The sequence below is a fragment of the Neoluteolibacter marinus genome (assembly GCF_014904755.1).
Lineage (GTDB): Bacteria > Verrucomicrobiota > Verrucomicrobiia > Verrucomicrobiales > Akkermansiaceae > Haloferula > Haloferula marina.
On the sequence record NZ_JACZFQ010000016.1, the window covers coordinates 23,100 to 40,020 of the forward strand.

Below are 16,921 nucleotides of genomic sequence, written 5' to 3' on the forward strand. Positions count from 1 at the left end.
GTGCCAGCAAGTGTTCGAAACCTTTGTGGCAGAATGGAAAACCGCTGCCGGACGGGCGAAATCGGGGGTCTGGATTGCGGGAATCCTGACACGATCGCTGGATAGATGGCCGCCGGAATCGGTGTAGCCCCCGGATGCGTTTCATTTTCCTGTCACTGGCCGCCCTCTCGGGAACCGTCCATGCCGGCACCGGCGTGGGCGCCAAGCCGATCGACGGCGCCGAGGTCGTTTTCGACGGCTCCCGCGAGATGCTCGATGCCAAATGGACCTACTGGGAGGGGCCGCGATTCGCGTCCTCGCTGCCGATCAAGTGGAAGATCGTCGATGATCCGGTCGACGATGGCACGGTGGTCATGTCGGACGATCCGGCCGCCGCCGGCGGCAAATACGGCAGCGCGGACATTGTCACCAAGAAGGCCTACCGGGACTTCCGCCTGCACATCGAGTTCAACATCGCCAAGCCCGGCGGCAACAGCGGCGTCTACCTGCAGAACCGCTACGAGATCCAGATCCTCGACGGCGACAAGACCAAGCACGGCATGGCTGCGGTGATCAACGAGACCGAATCCCCCTACGAACACTACCGCGGGCCGGGGAAATGGAACGCCTACGACATCGTCTTCCGCGCCGCCCGCTTCACCGATGGCAAGCTGACGGAGAAGGCCCGCGTGACGATGTATTTCAACGGCGTGAAGGTCCACGAGAACCAGGTGATCAACCAGGTCTGGGGCGGCGAGAATTCGGGCGTCGACGGGGGCAATGACGGTGGCAAGGGCATCACCGACACACCTCAAGGCCTGAAGCTGCAGGCCGAGGGCCACGACGTGCGCTTCCGCAACATCTGGATCAAGGAGCTGGACCTGAAAGACGCGGACACGGATTTCTCGGAGCCGTGAGCCGTCCGTAGCAAGAGTTCCCCGCTAGGCGCCGGAGGCTTGGGCGAGCGCTTCCAGCTCTTCCCAGCGCTCGTAGAGCCGGGCGACCGCCGCCTTGGCGACGTCGAGCTTTTCGACCAGCGCGGGGATCTCGTTGAAGTGCTTCGCCTGGAAGTCAGGGTCATTGAGCTTGGTCTCGATCCCGGCGACCTCCTCTTCGGCGACGAGGATGCGGTCTTCCATGCCTTCGAATTCCTTGCGCTCGGCAAGGGTGAGTTTGCGCGGCTTCTGCGCGGCCGGCGCCGCGGCCTTCTGGCGGGCAGCGGCCTCGCGGGCGGCCGCCTGGGCCTGGATCCGCTGCGCCTGCTCGCGGGCCTGGCGCTTCTCGAGGTAGTAGGAGTAGTTGCCGGGATGGACGACCACGCCGTCGTCCTCGAAGGCGATGATCTGGTCGCAGATCCGGTCGAGGAAGTAGCGGTCGTGGGAGACGACCAGCGAGCAGCCGTCGAAATCGGCCAGCGCTTCCTCGAGCATCCGCAGCGAGGGCAGGTCGAGGTCATTGGTCGGTTCGTCGAGCACCAGCAGGTTGCCGCCGGTCTTGAGCACCTTGGCCAGCATCAGGCGGGCGCGTTCGCCGCCGGACAGCAGGTCGACCCGCTCGTTGATCCGCTGGTCGTCGAAGAGGAAGCGGCGCAGGTAGGCGCGGGCGCCAAGCATCTCGTTGCCGAACTGCAGCTTCTCGTTGCCGCCGGAAATCTCGTCGAGCAGCGAGCCGCTGCCATCGAGCGCCATCCGGGTCTGGTCGATGTAGTTGACGCGGACCTTCTTGCCGAGCGCGGCGCTGCCGGCGCTGGGCTGGATCTGGCCGAGGCAGAGCTTGAGCAGGGTCGTCTTGCCGACGCCGTTGCGGCCGACGATGCCGGTGCACTGGCCGGGCTCGAGCTTGAAGTCGAGGTGGCGGAACAGCCAGCGCGGCGAGCTTTCGCTGCCGACATTGACGCCGGCGTCCTCGAGCTCGACGACGATGTTGCCGAGTTCCGGCGGCGGCGGGATGAGCAGGTCCATCTCTCGCTCCTCGGGCGGGGCTTCCATGCCTTCGACCTCGTAGAACTTGTCGAGCCGGTGGCGCGACTTGGTGCCGCGGGCCTTGACGCCGGAACGCACCCAGTCGAGCTCCTCGCGCAGGAAGCGCTGGCGACGGCGCTCGGTCTGTTCGGCGATCTGCTGGCGGACCGCCTTGGACTCCAGGTAGGCGGTGTAGTTGCCGGGGTGGGAGAAGGCCTTGCCCTGGTCGATTTCGATGATCCGGGTGGCGATGACGTCGAGGAAGTAGCGGTCGTGGGTGACGAAGATGACCGCCCCGGCATAGGACTTGAGGAAATCCTCGAGCCAGCGGATCGACTCGGCGTCGAGGTGGTTGGTCGGCTCGTCGAGAAGTAGCAGGTCGGGCTGCGAGGCCAGCGCCCGGCACAGGGCGACGCGGCGCTTTTCCCCGCCGGAAAGCGGGCCGACCGGTGCGTCGAGCGGCGGCGTGCCGAGCGCGGTGGCGGTCGCCTTGATGCGGGCGTCGAGGTTCCAGCCGTCGGCGTGCTCGATCAGGTGCAGCAGGTTCGCCAGCTCGCTTTCCGAGCCGTCGCCGGTCTCGTAGCGGTGGATGGCCTCGACCACGTCGGCGGCCCCGGCGGAGATGTTCTCGTGGACGCTTTTTTCCAGATCGAGCTCGAACTCCTGGGGCAGGTAGCCGACCCGCAGCGCCCGGCGCAGCGAGATCTCGCCGGAGTCCGGCTGCTGGATCCCGGCGAGGATCTTGAACAGCGAGGTCTTGCCGCAGCCGTTGCGTCCGACCATGCCGACTTTCTCCCCGGCGGAAACGGCGAGCGTCACGCCGTCGAGCAGCGTCTGGTAGCCGAAGGAGAGGCGGATTTCGTTGGCGGAAAGCAGGGCGGACATGACCGCGCGGATCAGGGGGCAGGACGCGGCGAAAGGCAAGGGGAAGCGGTGGGGCCGTCACGTGTCCGGTTGCCGGCAAATCTTCCCCGAAAAGGGTTGTCCGGCTCGCGGGGCAGGGTTACGGCCCGCGGCGATTTCCCAACACGACCCACCATGTCCGTACTCGTAGGTAAAAAAGCACCGTCGTTCCGCGCCAAGGCCGTCATGGGCGAGACCATCGTCGAAGATTTCTCGCTCGATCAGTTCCTCGGCAAGAAATACGTGATCTTCTTCTTCTACCCGAAGGATTTCACCTTCGTCTGCCCGACCGAGCTGCACCGCTTCCAGGAAGAACTCGGCGAGTTCGAGTCCCGCGACGTCGCGGTGGTCGGCTGCTCGACCGATTCGGAATTCTCCCACTGGGCCTGGCTGCAGACGCCGAAATCGAAGGGTGGCATCGAGGGGGTGAAGTACCCGCTGGTGGCCGACGTCAACAAGACCATCGCCGACGCCTACGACGTGCTGGCCGGTGACTACGGTTTCGACGAGGACGGGACCCTGGTCGTCAACGGCGAGCTGGTCGCCTACCGCGGCCTGTTCCTGATCGACAAGGAGGGCATCGTCCGCCACCAGGTGGTCAACGACATGCCGCTCGGCCGCTCGATCCGCGAGGCGCTGCGGGTGGTGGACGCCTTGCAGCACTTCGAGACCAACGGCGAGGTCTGCCCGATGGACTGGAGCCGCGGCGACAAGGCGATGAAGCCCGACCACGACGGCGTGAGCGACTACCTGTCGAACTGAGGTCGATCTGATTTCCAGGGCGTGGCCGGGATTTTCCGGTCACGCCCTTTTTGTTTCTTGGGACCGGGATGGATAGGATGGATGGGATCGGAGGCTGTGGGGAGTTGCTGATGGTTCTGAAAAACCCGATCAACCGCAGATGAACAGGATGAACGCGGATTGGAAGAATCCGGGTAGCCACGGCTTCCGGCTGCTATCGGAGTAGATCCCTCTCATCTGTGGTTAAATATAAAGCCAGCAACATGTAGATGATCCAAAACCGACACAGACTCCGATCCCATCCATCCTATCCATCCCGGTCCAAAATCTTCTGCCCCGCTCACCCTTTGACAGCGGGAAATTGATCGCTATTTTCGCCGCCCGAACCTTTTTCCACTCCCATGAGCGAAGCCACCCTCGAAACGCATTCCTTCCAGGCCGAGATCAAGCAGCTGCTCGATCTGGTTGTCCACTCCCTCTACACCGATCGCGAGATCTTCCTCCGCGAGCTGATCTCGAACGCCTCGGACTCGATGGAGAAACTCCGCCATCTCCAGGGCACCGAAAAGGACATCCACGATGCCGAGCTGCCGCTGGAGATCCACATCACCACCGACAAGGAGGCGAAGACCCTGACGATCGCCGACCACGGCATCGGCATGACCCGCGGCGAGCTGGTCGAGAACCTCGGCACCATCGCCCATTCCGGCACCAAGGCGTTCCTCACCGCGATGAAGGAGAGCGGCAACTCGCCGGCCAACATGATCGGCCAGTTCGGCGTCGGTTTCTACTCCGCCTTCATGGTCGCTTCCGAGGTTCAGGTTCACACCCGCAGCTGGCGTGAAAACGGCGAGGACCTGGTCTGGACCAGCGATGGCACCAGCGGCTACTCGATCGAGGAGGACAAGGACCTCCAGCGCGGCGTGAAGATCGTGCTGAAACTGAAGGAGGAGCACGAGGAGTTTTCCGACGAGGCGCGGGTGAAGCACCTGATCGAGCGCTACAGCAACTTTGTCGGCTTCCCGATCCTGCTCAACGGCGAGCGCATCAACCAGGTCGAGGCGCTGTGGTTGAAGAACAAGTCCGACGTCACCGAGGAGGAGTACAAGGCCTTCTACGAATTCGCCTGCCACGCCTACAACGACCCGGCCTACCGCCTGCACTTCGCCGCCGACGCGCCGATCGCGATCAACGCTCTGATCTTCGTGCCCGACGAGAACATGGAGCGCCTGGGCATGCAGAAGACCGAGCCGGCGGTCGCCCTCTACTGCAAGAAGGTCCTGATCGACCCGTCGCCGAAAGGCCTTCTGCCCGAGTGGATGCGCTTCCTGAAGGGCGTGATCGACAGCGCCGACATCCCGCTGAACATCTCCCGCGAGACCATGCAGGACAGCGCGCTTGTGCGGAAGCTGGGCAGCGTGATCAGCAAGCGGGTGATCAAGATGTTCGAGAAGGAGGCGGAAGCCGACCCGGAGAAGTTCCAGGCGTTCTACCGCAAGTTCGAACGCTTCTTCAAGGAGGGCGTCGCCACCGATTACCCGAACCGCGACGCGCTCGCGAAGCTGCTGCGCTTCGAGTCGTCGATGACCGAGGACGGCAAGCTGTCCGGCTTCGCCGACTACCTGGCCCGCGCCAAGGACGGCCAGGACAAGATCTACTTCCTGGTCGGCCCGAGCCGCACCCAGCTTGAGAGCAGCCCCTACGTCGAGGCCTTCAAGGCCCGCGGGCTGGAGGTTGTCTACTTCACCGACGCGATCGACGAGTACGTCATCGAATCGCTCGGCGAGTTCGACGGCAAAAAGCTGGTTTCGATCAGCCATGCCGGCGTGGAGCTGGAGGACAACGAGGCCGAAGGCGATGCGCTGGGTGCCGAGGAGACCGAACAACTCTGCGCCTTCCTCAAGGATAACCTCGGCGAGCGGGTGACCACGGTGGCCAGCGGCAAGCGGCTGGTCGACAGCCCGATCATCGCCCTCGTCCCGCAGGACGGGATGACTCCGCAGATGCGGCGGATGATGAAGGCGATGGACGAGAACTTCGAGGACGAGGTGAAGGTCGAGCTGGAGATCAACCCGCGCCATCCGCTGGTCAAGAAGCTGGCCGAAGCCAAGGACAAGGATCCGGAACTCGCGAAGCTGGTCGCCAGCCAGTTGCTCGACAACGCGCTGATTTCGGCCGGCCTGCTCGACGATGCCCGCGACACCGTCAAGCGCATGAACGCGCTGATGGAGAAGGCGATGGGGTAGCTCAATTCTCCAAGTCGAGCGGAAGTCGGCTGAAATGAAAGGGTGGGCGGAGGGCTTTCCGGCAAGCTCCGCCGCGCCCGTACGCAACTTGCAAAGTTGCGCTACTTCAGCTCGCCGGCCGTCCACGGGCGGCCGCTGCGGTCCTTGGTGGACTCCCGCAGTTCCTTGACCAGCTTCGGCGCAACGGCGGGTGCCTTGTTGCTCCACTCGTTGCGCACATAGGTGGCGATGTCGGCGAGCTTCTGGTCGGTGAACATCGGGTTCATGCCGAGCGCCGGCATGTCGGCGGTGGTGGTGTAGGTTTCGCCCGCGACCGTGACCGGGCCGGTCATGCCGTGGAGCATGATCTTGATCAGCACCTCGGGCTTGCCGGTGACCCACTCCGAGCCGTCGAGCGGTGGGCCGAGGGCCTGGACGCCGGAACCGTCCGGGCCGTGGCAGCTGAAACAAACCGCTTCCCCGGCGAACAAAGCCTTGCCCCGCTCCCAGGAGGCGAGCTGATCGCCCTTCAGTGACGGACCTTGCGGACCCTTGGTGGCGGCGTCCTTGGCACCCTGGTCGAGCCAGGCGATGAAGCCCTTGTCCTTGGCGTCGGCGAGGGGCTTGAAATCGGCTTCGTGGCCGTGCAGCCCGGAGATTGCGGCCTCACGGATGAAGCGGGCCTTGGACTCGTCCTTCATGAGTTTGGCCAGCGCGTCGAGTGCGTCCGGAGTACCGATGGAGCCCAGGACGCGGGCGAGGTAAGGTGCGGCCTCCGGTGCGGCGGGCTTGAGGGCGACCAGTCCCTTGTCCAGTTTGGAAAGTTCGGCCGGGGCAAGCCGGGTGCACGCCCACAGTGCGGACGACTGGACTTTCGGGTTCTTGTCTTTCAGCGGTGCGACAAGATGGTCTGCCTTGAGCTCGCCCATGCCTTCGAGCGTCCAGAAGGCGTGAACGCGGGCGACCGGATCACCGTTGGCGGCGAGCTTGGCGAGGAAGGGCACGGTCGCGGCATCCTTGCGGTCGACCAGGACCCGCTGGGCGGTCTCGCGGTGCCAGGCGTTGGGATGCATCAGCATCTTGACGAGGTCGAGTCCCTGCAGCGCTGCGATATCAACCTTCGGCTCGATCTTGCCGGATTTACTACGGACCCGGTAGATCCGGCCGTGGCCGAACGCGGGCTTGTCGAGCCCGCGGGCGAGGTGCTGCTCGCGCAGGTAGCTGGTCTGGTAGGTCTTGTGCTGGATGATGCCGTGATACATGTCGACGACGTAGAGCGAGCCGTCGGGAGCTGTGTAGGCGTTGACCGGCCGGAAGCGCTCGTCGGTGGAGGCGAGGAATTCCTTTTCGCCGAGACGGTGGCGGCCGCTGAGCTTGCCGTCCTTTTCCTCGATCTCGATCGCCTTGACGAGGTTGGCAACCGACTCGCAGGTGAACCCGGTGCCGTACCAGTCCTTCGGGAAGTTGGTGCCGCGGTAAACCGTCATCCCGGCGGAGGCGGTGGTGTTGATCAGCTTGTGGGTCTTCGGGTCGAGCGTCTGCTCCTTGTAGCCGTTCTTGCGGTCCATGTAGGCGCGGTTGACGGCGGGCGTGACGCGGATCGGCCAGGTGCGGTTGTTGCCGAGGGCGGCGGTGTCGTTGTACTTCGGCTTCACCGCGGGATTCGCGGTGAGCAGGTTCGGGGCGAGGCTTTCGCCGAACAGAAAGGCCGAGTTGTGATTGTGGTAGAGCCGCCCCCAGTCGTCCCGGGCGATGCCCCACTGGCCGCGGAAGGCGGTCGGCTCGATGATCCACTTGCCGTCGATGCGGCGCAGGCGCTTGTCGGACTTGGCGAGGTAGAGCCAGTTGTCGAGGCCGGGCAACAGGCCGTTCGGCTTGTGCTCGACGTTTCCGCCGCCGTTGAACTTGCCGTCGATCACCTCGATCTCTCCGGCCGGCTTGAGGCCGTCGCGCTTGACCCAGCAGAGGCGGTGCTCGTCGAGGAACAGGATGCCGTCTTCGAAGACGGTCACCGCGCGGGGCAGCAGCACCTTGTCGAGGAAGACGGTCTTCTTGTCGGTTTTGCCGTCGCCGTCGCTGTCTTCCAGCACGCTGATCCGGCCTTCGGGGATGTTCTCGCCCTTGCCGTCGATGTCGGGCATGTAGCCGCGCATTTCGCAGACCCAGATCCGGCCGGCGGGATCGAAGTCGAGGCAGACCGGCTTTTCGACCATCGGTTCGGTGGCGACCGGTTCGATGACGAACCCGGGCGCGATCTCGAAGGACTTCAAGGCATCCTCGACCGACAGGACCGGCGAGGGCGGGATTTCGCTCTCGGGAACGACGGGAGCCATGTTGTCGTGGCCGTCCCGGTCGCCCTGCTGGGCGGGGACCGGGAGCGTGCCGAGGAGGACGGCGGCGAGGAAGTGCGGGCGCATGGGCGGCTTCATACGGAATCTGGTCCCCGAGTTTTCGACAGCAGGCGGGGAATGTCAAAATTTGTATGACAGCGCGGCGGCTGAGGACGATTTGCCGGATGTTGGATCGTGAGCTGGCCAAGACCTCGGCGCCGTGTAGATTGTCGGGCGATGAAACGTTGCATTTTCCCCCTCCTGCTGTTGGCGGCCTGCAGCCGCGATGACGAGGCCAAGGCACCGAAAGCGGTGGAGGTGCCGGAGGCGGCGGTCGAGGTGCACGCCGAGCCGATGGCGGAAGAGGTCGCGGAAGAAGCCACGGAGGTGGCCGAGGAGATGGCGCAGGAAGTGGGAGAAGCGGTTGACGAAACCACCGCGGACGAGCCGGCGACCCCTGGAGAGCATCTCGACCGGGCGATTGATGCGACGGGGAAAGGTCTCAAGACTGCCGGCGAGAAGACCGGTGACGCGGTGCGGACCGCCGGCGAGAAGACCGAGCAAGGCCTGCGGACGGCGGCCGATGCGACCGGGCGATTCCTCAAGCGGGCCGGCGAGCGCTTGGAGAAAGTCGGCGAGGAGCGGGAAGACGAGTGATCCCTGCATTTTGCACCGCCACTGTGACAAGTATTCCAGGGGCGGAATTGGGATTGATTGCGGCTGGCACTGAGTTAGTGTCGCGCCCGTCCACCCCCCGTTTACTTGGCGCCTCCCCCAACTTGCGTTTGATCTTTTTCCGAAGCCAAGCCAGGGCGGGTCGCGGCACCCCCTGAGTCCGGGCAAGTCAATCTGTCAGTCCATGTGGATGGACCGCGGGTTGCCTGCACCCGGCTTCCGCCAATCCCCCCTGATGAATTCCTCCCTGGTGCGCCACTGCGCAGCCGTCATTGCGTTCGCGATCCTGACACTTGGCAATGTGCGGGGGGGCGGCGTGTACTCCGACGGTCCGATCGTCAGTGAATTCCTCGCGTCCAATGGCACGGGGCTCACCGACCAATTCGGCATGCACGAGGATTGGATCGAGATTCACAACCCCGGGTCATCGTCTGCCAGTCTGCAGAACTGGTATCTGACCGACTCGACCTCGGACCTGAAGAAGTGGAGGTTCCCGGCGGTCACCCTGCCCGCCAACGGATATCTCGTGGTCTTCGCTTCCGATCGAAATTTGAAGAACACGGGCAGCCCGCTGCACACCAATTTCAAGCTGAGTGCCGGTGGCGAATACCTGGCCCTGGTGAAGCCTGACGGGGTGACGATCGCCTGGGAGTACTCCCCGCAGTTCCCGCAGCAGCTGTCCGACGTTTCTTACGGAGTCACACCGGTGCCGGGGACCGAGGTGGACTTGATCGGCAAAGACTCGCCGGTCGAGGTGATGGTCGGCACGGGGCCGGAGCCGTCGGGCTGGAAGCTTCCCGGGTTCGTTCCCGGACTTGAATGGAGCAACGGTCACTCCGGCGTCGGCTACGATACCAATCCCCCGGTTTCCTCCTCCGCCAAGGTCTTGTTCGTGGTGGACCTGGGAAGCGGCGGATCGACTTCTTCCGGCGACCAAGGAGTGATCAACCGTCTGCAATCGGTGCACGGGCATCAGGTCACGGTGGTCGATGATGCCGACGTCGAGGCATCCAGTGCCGACGGCATGGACCTGGTGCTGGTGTCCTCCACGGTGAATTCCAGCCTGGTGAATACCAAGCTCCGCAATGTCGCGGTGCCGCTGATCAACTGGGACCGCTCGTTGACGGACGATTTTAATTTCAGCACCGCGGGCTCGAACCTGAACTCCCAGACGGAAATCACCATCACATCGACCGGGGCAGCGCATCAGATCGGGGCTTCGTTTCCGGCCGGGCCGCTCACGGTCACCGGCTCGCCGATCAGCTTCAACACCGCGGGCTCCGCGAGCATCGCTCCCGGCGGCGTGGTCGTCGCAACCGCGAGCAACGGGAGCCCCGCCATCCTGACGATCGACAAGGGCATGCAGTTGCGCGGGGGCACGCCGGCCGCGGACGTCCGCATTCACATCTTCCTCAACGACGACGGGCTCGCCGACCTGAATGCCGACGGGCTGGCGCTTTTCGATGCCTGCATCGATTATGCGCTGAAGGATTTCGTGCCCCCGGCGCCTTACGCCGGCCTGATTGGCCTCGACGTCGAGGCGGAGATGAAGGGTAACGCGACCTCCGCCCTCATGCGCTTCAATTTCACGCCGGACGAAGTGGGGGCGATCTCGTCGCTGCGACTCAAGATGAATTGCGACGATGGCTATGTCGCCTGGCTCAACGGGGTCGAGGTCGCCCGCAAGAATGTCCCGGCGTCGGTGTCGTGGAACTCGACCGCCACGGCGTCGTCGGACGGATTGGTCGTGGAGACGATCGATATCAGCAGCCACCTCGGCTTGTTAATGGCGAATGTCCCGAACACGCTGGCCATCCAGGGCTTCAACACCTCGGCCGGTAGTGCCGATTTCCTCGTGATGCCGAACCTGGTGGCAGGCGCAGCGGTCCTCTCGAAGGAGGAATTCTACACCCAGCCGACCCCCGGGGCTGCCAACGTGAGCAGCAATTACGGGATCCTGCACGACGTGACCTTCAGTCGCGACCGGGGTTACTTCAGCAGTTCCTTCTCGCTGGTTCTCTCGTCCAGCGACGACGTGGGGGCGGAGATCCGCTACACCCTCGACGGGACCGAGCCGACCGCAACCAGCGGGATCCTCTACACCGGTCCGATTCCCGTCACCACCACCACCACCGTGCGGGCGGCCGCCTATCTGAGCGGCTGGACCACCCTGCGGCCGGAGACCCGGACCTTCCTGCACCTCCCCGACATCATCGGGCAGCCCGCGAGCATCCCGGGATGGCCCGAACCTTCCATCAGTGTCGCCAACGGTCTCTACCGGGACCACGACTACGAGATGGACCCGGAGATCGTCGACGACCCGGACTACCACGACGACCTGATCGACGGCATGACCTCGATTCCGACCCTGTCGCTTGTGGTGAACCAATCGGACATGTGGAGCTCCAGCGGGACCGGCGGCTTCTACCGCAAGGACGACCTGGAGAAGCCCGCCTCGGTGGAATTCATCAATCCGGAGGATCCATCCCTCAACGTGCAGGCGGATTGCAGCATCAAGGGGCACAGCCACGACCGGATGAAGCGGTCGCTCCGCCTGTCGTTCACCTCCGCCTACGGGGAGTCGAAGTTCAACTCGACGATCTTCACCGGCGCGCCGCTGGTCGGGGACGCGGGGAACAAGGAGGTCGACAACATCGTGCTCCGGGCGGGCAACAACCGCAGCTTTGCACGCAGCTGGAATCCCACCAGCAGCACCTATTTCGAGGACGAGTGGTACCGCGACACGATCATCGACATGGGGAATCCCGGCGCGGCCGGCCGCTTCGTGCATCTCTTCATCAACGGCATTTACTGGGGCCTCTACAACGCGGTGCAGCGCCCCGATGCGGATCTCGCGGCAGGGGTGCTGGGCGGTGACAAGGACGATTGGTTCAGTGTCAGCCACAGCGGCAACCACGGCAGCGGGAGCAGCGCCCGCTACGACTATCTGGTCGAGACCTTGACGACCAAGAACATGGCGAACCCCGCCAACTACACCGAGTTGAAGGAGTACGTCGATGTCTCCAGCTTCATCGACTACCTGCTTTGCAGTTTTTACATCGGGATGAACGACTGGCCCACCAACAACTGGTGGGGAGCCAACCGGAACTCGCCGGCCGGGCCGATGTATTTCTTCGCCTGGGACGGCGAGACTTCCTGGGGCTCCGGGAACCAGTCGAACCTGACCGCCTGGGTGCATCCGGCTTTCGACAATTCGGGTTCGTCGGCGCCGCTGTCGAGGATCTGGCAGGCGGCGAAGGCCAGCCCGGATTTCCTCATGCTGGTGGCCGACCGGCTTTACAAGCACGTCTCGGAAGGCGGGGCTCTCGAGACCAGCCGGGCGGTCGAGCGTTGGGACGACCTGGCCGAGCACCTGCGCAAGCCGATCGTCGCCGAATGCGCCCGTTGGGGTGACGTCATGCAGGAACCGCCGAGCCGGCCTGATGTGGAATGGCAGGGCGAGGTGACCAAGATCCGCAACCTGATGCTGAGTGGCACGGTCAACGGCACGGGCAACGACAGCAACGCCGACATCCTGGTCCACGAGATGCGGGAGGAAGGGTACTACCCGTCGATCGATCCACCGGTGATGAGCCAGAACGGCGGCGATGTGCCGGAAGACTTCCAGCTGACGATGAGCAATCCCAACGGCGGGGGGAGCATCTATTACACCCTCGACGGATCGGACCCGAGATTGCCGGGCGGGGGCTTGAATCCGGACGCGGTCCAGTATTCCGGCGCGGTGACCATCAGCTTCTCGCTCACCGTCAAGGCGCGGGTCAAACAGTCGTCGAACTGGAGTGCGGTCAACGAGCGGCTGTTCGTGTCGGCGGGTTCGACCCCGCTGCGGGTCACCGAGATCATGTACAATCCGGCGGATCCCAGTCCGCAGGAGATTGCCGAGGGATACACGGACAACGAGCTGTTTGAGTTCCTCGAGTTCCGCAATGTCAGCGACATCGGCGTCGATCTCAACGGAGCCCATTTCACCAAGGGGCTGACCTTTACCTTCGGCAACAAGGTGCTGCCCCCGGGTGGTGTGGTGCTGCTCGTGAAGGACCCCGATGCCTTCGAGTTCCGCTACGGCAGCTCGATCCAGATCGACGGGGTCTACCAAGGGTCCCTCGACAATGACGGCGAGCAACTGCGGTTGCGCAGTGCCAGCGACGACATTCTCTTCGATTTCACCTACAACGACGTTTGGTATCCGGTGACCGACCATGCCGGCTGGTCGTTGGTCACGGCGGATATCAATGCCCCGCTGTCATCCTGGAACACCCCGGCAGGCTGGCGTCCCAGTGCCAACCCCGGCGGTTCCCCGGGTGCCACGGACCCGGACCCGGTGCCGGTCGAGCTCTGGCGCATGGCCCACTTCAATGCCTCGCAATTGACGGATCCGCTGATCGGCGATCTTGAGGCCGATGTCGACGGAGACGGTCTGGCCAATGCGCTGGAGTTCGTCTGCGGCACCGATCCCTGGGTGCCCGGGTGGTCGGCCGCCTCCGCCGACAACGGGCAGGTGGAGACACGCGGCCGGCCGGCCATCGTTCCCGGACCGGGGGGGGGCGAATGGCAGGTGCTCCTGGCGCGCCGGAAAGCCGCGGATCTCGCGGGGTTGGAGGTCGTCCCGCAGATGAGCTCGGGCTTGGCCGATTGGGATGAAATCCCGGGAACCCCCGAGGTGATCGCCGACGATGGAGAGATCGAGATCCTGGCGATCCCGTTCCCGGTCGAGCCCGGGGAATCGTCGCGCTACTTCCGTCTCCAGGTGACCCGGTCGTCGCCGTGACCGCTATTTCAAGGAGGAGAGGAACGCAACCAGGTCGCGGAGCTCCGTGGGCTTCAGGATGTCGCCCATCGGCGGCATGGTGCTGACCGGTTCGGTCTTGGTGGCGATGTCCTCCAGCGGAACTTCCAGGCGGCTTCCGTCGGGTTGGGAGAGCGCGAGCTTGTGGTCTTTTTCCTCGAGGAAGGCTCCGGCGGCCACGCTGCCATCCTTGCGGGTGATCGTCATCAACCCGAAGCCGGAAGCGATCTTTGCCTGCGGGCTGACCAGCGACTCCAACAAGTAGCGGCCTCCCTTGGCTCCCGCGTGGGTCAAGGGCGGGCCGACATTGGACCCTTCCTCGCCGATGCGGTGGCAGGCGGTGCAGTTGGAGGCGAGATTCTCCTCGAAGACCTTGCGGCCCGCGGCCGCATCCCCGCCGGAGAGGGCGAATGCCCACTTGCCCGGGAACCCTCCGGCGGCGAGGCCGGCGCGGGTCGCGTGCACGTCGTCAAGTTGGAGTGCCTCGGCGCTTTCCAATACCTCCAGTTGCAGCGCCGGGTCCAGTTTGCCGGAGCGCAGGTCAGCCAGCAATGCGTCGAGCACCGGCTTTGCGCCATCCATCGACGGCAGCAGGCGCACCACCGCCTGGCGCTCGGCGAGGTCGGGGGACTTGAGGCCGACGTGTTTGATGTAGCTCATGGCGGCGGCGGCCCGTTCGGTGGCAAGCATGCCGGCAACCTGCGGGCGCAGGGCGGGGGCGTCCTGCTTGAGCATCGCCAGGGCGGTGTCGCCCCACTTTTCCGCCCCGCTGTCTTTCAGGTGGCGGAGCGCGGCGAGCCGCAGGTCGGGGTCGAGCTCCGGGTCGAGTGCTTGCCCGGTCAGGGCAGCGTCGTCGTGCTTCGCGCCGAGAGCGTCGAGCGCGGAGGCGACTTGCTTGGCCAGTTCCTGATTTCCGGACGCCGGGGTGAGGGTCGCGGCGATCCTCGCGACCACGGGGGCTGCGACCTCCAGGGGTTCAAGCGGCGCGTAGTGGCCGTCGACCGCGTCCAGCGGCTCCCGCGATTTCGCGCTGGCGAGGGCCTCGAGCGCCGCTACGCGGAGCGGGATGGGGGTAGATTCGTTGGCCGCGAAGCGCGCGAGACGGAGAAGCGAGGCTTCGTCACCGATCCGGCGATTGGCGGAGATCGCGCGGCGCAGGGCGGAAGGCCTGGCAGCCCGCCGCGTCTCCAGCATCGAAGCCAGAGCCGGGAAGGCCGGCTGGATTCCGGGGGACTCGTAGATCGCGCGGGCGGCTTCGGCAGCAACGTAGGGATCCGAATCCAGAAGCAGCCGTTCCAAGGTGTTGATGTGTGGCGCGGGATCGAGACCTGATCCTCCCGCGCCGGAGGTCATGACCTGCCGGACCTGATCCTGAAGGATATTCCGGATGCCTACGGTCACGGCGAGGCGGACCGATCTCGAAGGGTGGCCGGCGGCCGCCGAAAGGACCTCGGGATCATAGGCTCCGGCCTCCCGCAACGCATGGGCACCGGCGTGGGACAAGTAGCGGTCCTTGTTGTCGTTCTCCGCGAGCATGGTGACGATTTCGGGAAGCAGGATGTTCGCGCGAAGCCGCCCCACCGAAAGCGCCGCTTGGAGTCGGACCCGGGCCGAAGGGTCGGCGAGAAGCGGGCCGAGGTCCGGAACAGGAGGGCCACAATCACCCGCCCACTTCGCGGCTTGGGCGCGAATCTCGGGATTGTCGGATTCCGAGAGGCGGCGGAACAGTTTGCCGTCGAAACGCTTTCCCTGCGACAGCGCCCACAGCGCGTGGATGCGCGCGAGGAGGGCAGCGTCGGGGGAAGCGGCGACCAGCACCAGTGCATCCCAGCTCTTCCGCTCGGCAAGTTCCCACTGGGCGTCGAGCCGGACGCGCTGGTCCCGATGGGCGAGGCGCTTGACGAGTTCTACTTCGGTGACCTTCGAGGGGCCCTCTTTCAGGAACGCCGCGACTTCCTTTCTTGTTGCGCTCCCGGCTTCCTGCGGGTCGTCGATCTTCCAGACCGCTCCCTTGTCGTTGAGCGGATACCCGCCGCCCCAGTCGGCGACGTAGAGCGCGCCGTCGGGACCGAAATTGCAGCCGGTGAAGGCGGCGCCGCCGGCCATCAGTTGGTCGCCGGCGATCCGGTAGGCGGCACCCTCGGGCTCGAGCTTGAAGGCGTTGATCTTTCCCGCCGGGAACTGGGTGAGGAAGAAATGACCGCGGTAGCGTTCGTTGAGGGCGGTGCCGGGATTGTAGGCGAAGCCGCTGGGGCCATCGAGGTAGAGCGCCAGCGGCGGCAGGATCGACGCCGGGCGGTCGTCGCCGTCGGGAAAGGCGATGCGCTCGGCCATCCACGGGTTGTACTTACCGCCCCGGTATTGGTAGTAGGCCCGCCAGCCGGTGTCCGAGCCCTCGACGATGTAAAGCAGCCGCTCCTTCTCGCCCTTCTGGTCGGAGTCGTTGTCGACGCCGAAGATGTTGCCGTGGTCATCGAAGGCGATTTCCTGGACGTTGCGCAGGCCGCGGGCGAAGACCTCGAAATCCGTGCCGTCGGGATTGCAGCGGAGCAGGGCGCCTTCGTGAGGATAGATCCAGCGGGTCTCGCCGGAGGTGACGTTGGTGCCCTTGTCGCCGATCGTCCAGTAGACCTTGCCGTCGGGTCCGAAGGTCAAGCCGTGCATGTCGTGCCCGGCGTAGTTGATGTGAAAGCCGAAGCCGTGGGCGAGCGACGTGCGCTCGTCGGCAACGCCGTCGCCGTCGTTGTCGCGCAACTTCCAGAGGTCGGGGGCGATGGTCGCGTAGACGTCGCCGCGGCGGGCCAGGACGCCGGCGGCGATGCCGGTGACCTCGGTGTTGAAGCCTTCCGCGAAGAGGGTGCTCTTGTCGGCGACGCCGTCGCCGTCGGTATCGGTCAGGCGGTGGATCTTCTCGCTGTGAAACGTGAGGTCCTTCCAGTCGATGCGACCGTCGCGGTTGTGATCCTTGACCGAGGGGTGGTTCTTGAATCGGCTGCTGGTGACGTTCCGGTGGAAAAAGTCCCGCTTCTCATCGACCGAGGTGTGCGAAAGATCGTCGGGGATCCACCAGGTGACCTCGCGGATGTCGATGTCGGCGACCTTCCGCCGGGTCGTCTCGGTGACAAGGACCGAGCCATCGGTGTCAACCGCCACGGCGACCGGGTTGGTAATCAGGGGTTCCCGGGCGACCAGCGTGCGGACCAGGCCGTCTTTGCACGGGTAGGACTCGGGCGCCGCCTGGAGAGCGGTCAGCAGCAGGGCAGGGATGAAAACCTTCACGAGGCGCCCATTACGCGGCGG

At 64.9% G+C, this 16,921-nt stretch carries 8 protein-coding genes; 5 read left to right on the plus strand and 3 right to left on the minus strand.

Features of this window, described 5'->3' with window-relative positions; all coding sequences use genetic code 11:
• Positions 1-134: 134 nt before the first annotated feature.
• A complete protein-coding gene (locus IG178_RS03880) occupies positions 135-896 on the plus strand; it encodes a 3-keto-disaccharide hydrolase (protein WP_193211203.1) in 762 nt (253 codons plus the stop codon).
• Positions 897-920: 24 nt separating this feature from the next.
• Here the strand turns inward: IG178_RS03880 and IG178_RS03885 are convergent, their stop codons facing one another.
• On the minus strand, positions 921-2,825 hold the full coding sequence (locus IG178_RS03885) for an ABC-F family ATP-binding cassette domain-containing protein (RefSeq protein WP_193211204.1): 1,905 nt from the start codon (positions 2,823-2,825) through the stop codon (positions 921-923).
• A gap of 153 nt (positions 2,826-2,978) precedes the next feature.
• Between IG178_RS03885 and IG178_RS03890 the strand changes: the two genes are divergently transcribed.
• Positions 2,979-3,605 carry a peroxiredoxin gene (locus IG178_RS03890; RefSeq protein WP_193211205.1) on the plus strand — a complete coding sequence of 209 codons (627 nt, stop codon included), beginning with the start codon at positions 2,979-2,981 and terminating at the stop codon, positions 3,603-3,605.
• A 380-nt stretch (positions 3,606-3,985) separates the two neighbouring features.
• A complete protein-coding gene (gene htpG, locus IG178_RS03895) occupies positions 3,986-5,830 on the plus strand; it encodes a molecular chaperone HtpG (protein ID WP_193211206.1) in 1,845 nt (614 codons plus the stop codon).
• Between the two features lie 101 nt (positions 5,831-5,931).
• Here the strand turns inward: htpG and IG178_RS03900 are convergent, their stop codons facing one another.
• Positions 5,932-8,226 carry a DUF7133 domain-containing protein gene (locus IG178_RS03900; protein WP_193211207.1) on the minus strand — a complete coding sequence of 765 codons (2,295 nt, stop codon included), beginning with the start codon at positions 8,224-8,226 and terminating at the stop codon, positions 5,932-5,934.
• A 150-nt stretch (positions 8,227-8,376) separates the two neighbouring features.
• On the opposite strand from IG178_RS03900, the gene IG178_RS03905 reads away from it, so the two are divergent.
• Positions 8,377-8,796, plus strand: coding sequence for a hypothetical protein (locus IG178_RS03905; protein WP_193211208.1), 420 nt, complete (start codon positions 8,377-8,379; stop codon positions 8,794-8,796).
• Positions 8,797-9,049: 253 nt separating this feature from the next.
• Positions 9,050-13,603 carry a lamin tail domain-containing protein gene (locus tag IG178_RS03910; RefSeq protein ID WP_193211209.1) on the plus strand — a complete coding sequence of 1,518 codons (4,554 nt, stop codon included), beginning with the start codon at positions 9,050-9,052 and terminating at the stop codon, positions 13,601-13,603.
• A 3-nt stretch (positions 13,604-13,606) separates the two neighbouring features.
• Here IG178_RS03910 and IG178_RS03915 read toward each other — a convergent pair whose 3' ends face one another.
• The gene (locus IG178_RS03915; RefSeq protein WP_193211210.1) at positions 13,607-16,900 is read right to left on the minus strand and encodes a PVC-type heme-binding CxxCH protein; all 3,294 of its coding nucleotides are present in this window, start codon (positions 16,898-16,900) and stop codon (positions 13,607-13,609) included.
• Between the last annotated feature and the right edge of the window lie 21 nt (positions 16,901-16,921).

What these genes read in the sequence shown, in the direction of transcription:
- IG178_RS03900 (WP_193211207.1), bottom strand. Translation starts at nt 8,226, where the DNA reads ATGCGCCCGCACTTCCTCGCCGCCGTCCTCCTCGGCACGCTCCCGGTC.
- IG178_RS03910 (WP_193211209.1), top strand. Translation starts at nt 9,050, where the DNA reads ATGAATTCCTCCCTGGTGCGCCACTGCGCAGCCGTCATTGCGTTCGCG.
- IG178_RS03890 (WP_193211205.1), top strand. Translation starts at nt 2,979, where the DNA reads ATGTCCGTACTCGTAGGTAAAAAAGCACCGTCGTTCCGCGCCAAGGCC.
- htpG (WP_193211206.1), top strand. Translation starts at nt 3,986, where the DNA reads ATGAGCGAAGCCACCCTCGAAACGCATTCCTTCCAGGCCGAGATCAAG.
- IG178_RS03885 (WP_193211204.1), bottom strand. Translation starts at nt 2,825, where the DNA reads ATGTCCGCCCTGCTTTCCGCCAACGAAATCCGCCTCTCCTTCGGCTAC.
- IG178_RS03880 (WP_193211203.1), top strand. Translation starts at nt 135, where the DNA reads ATGCGTTTCATTTTCCTGTCACTGGCCGCCCTCTCGGGAACCGTCCAT.
- IG178_RS03905 (WP_193211208.1), top strand. Translation starts at nt 8,377, where the DNA reads ATGAAACGTTGCATTTTCCCCCTCCTGCTGTTGGCGGCCTGCAGCCGC.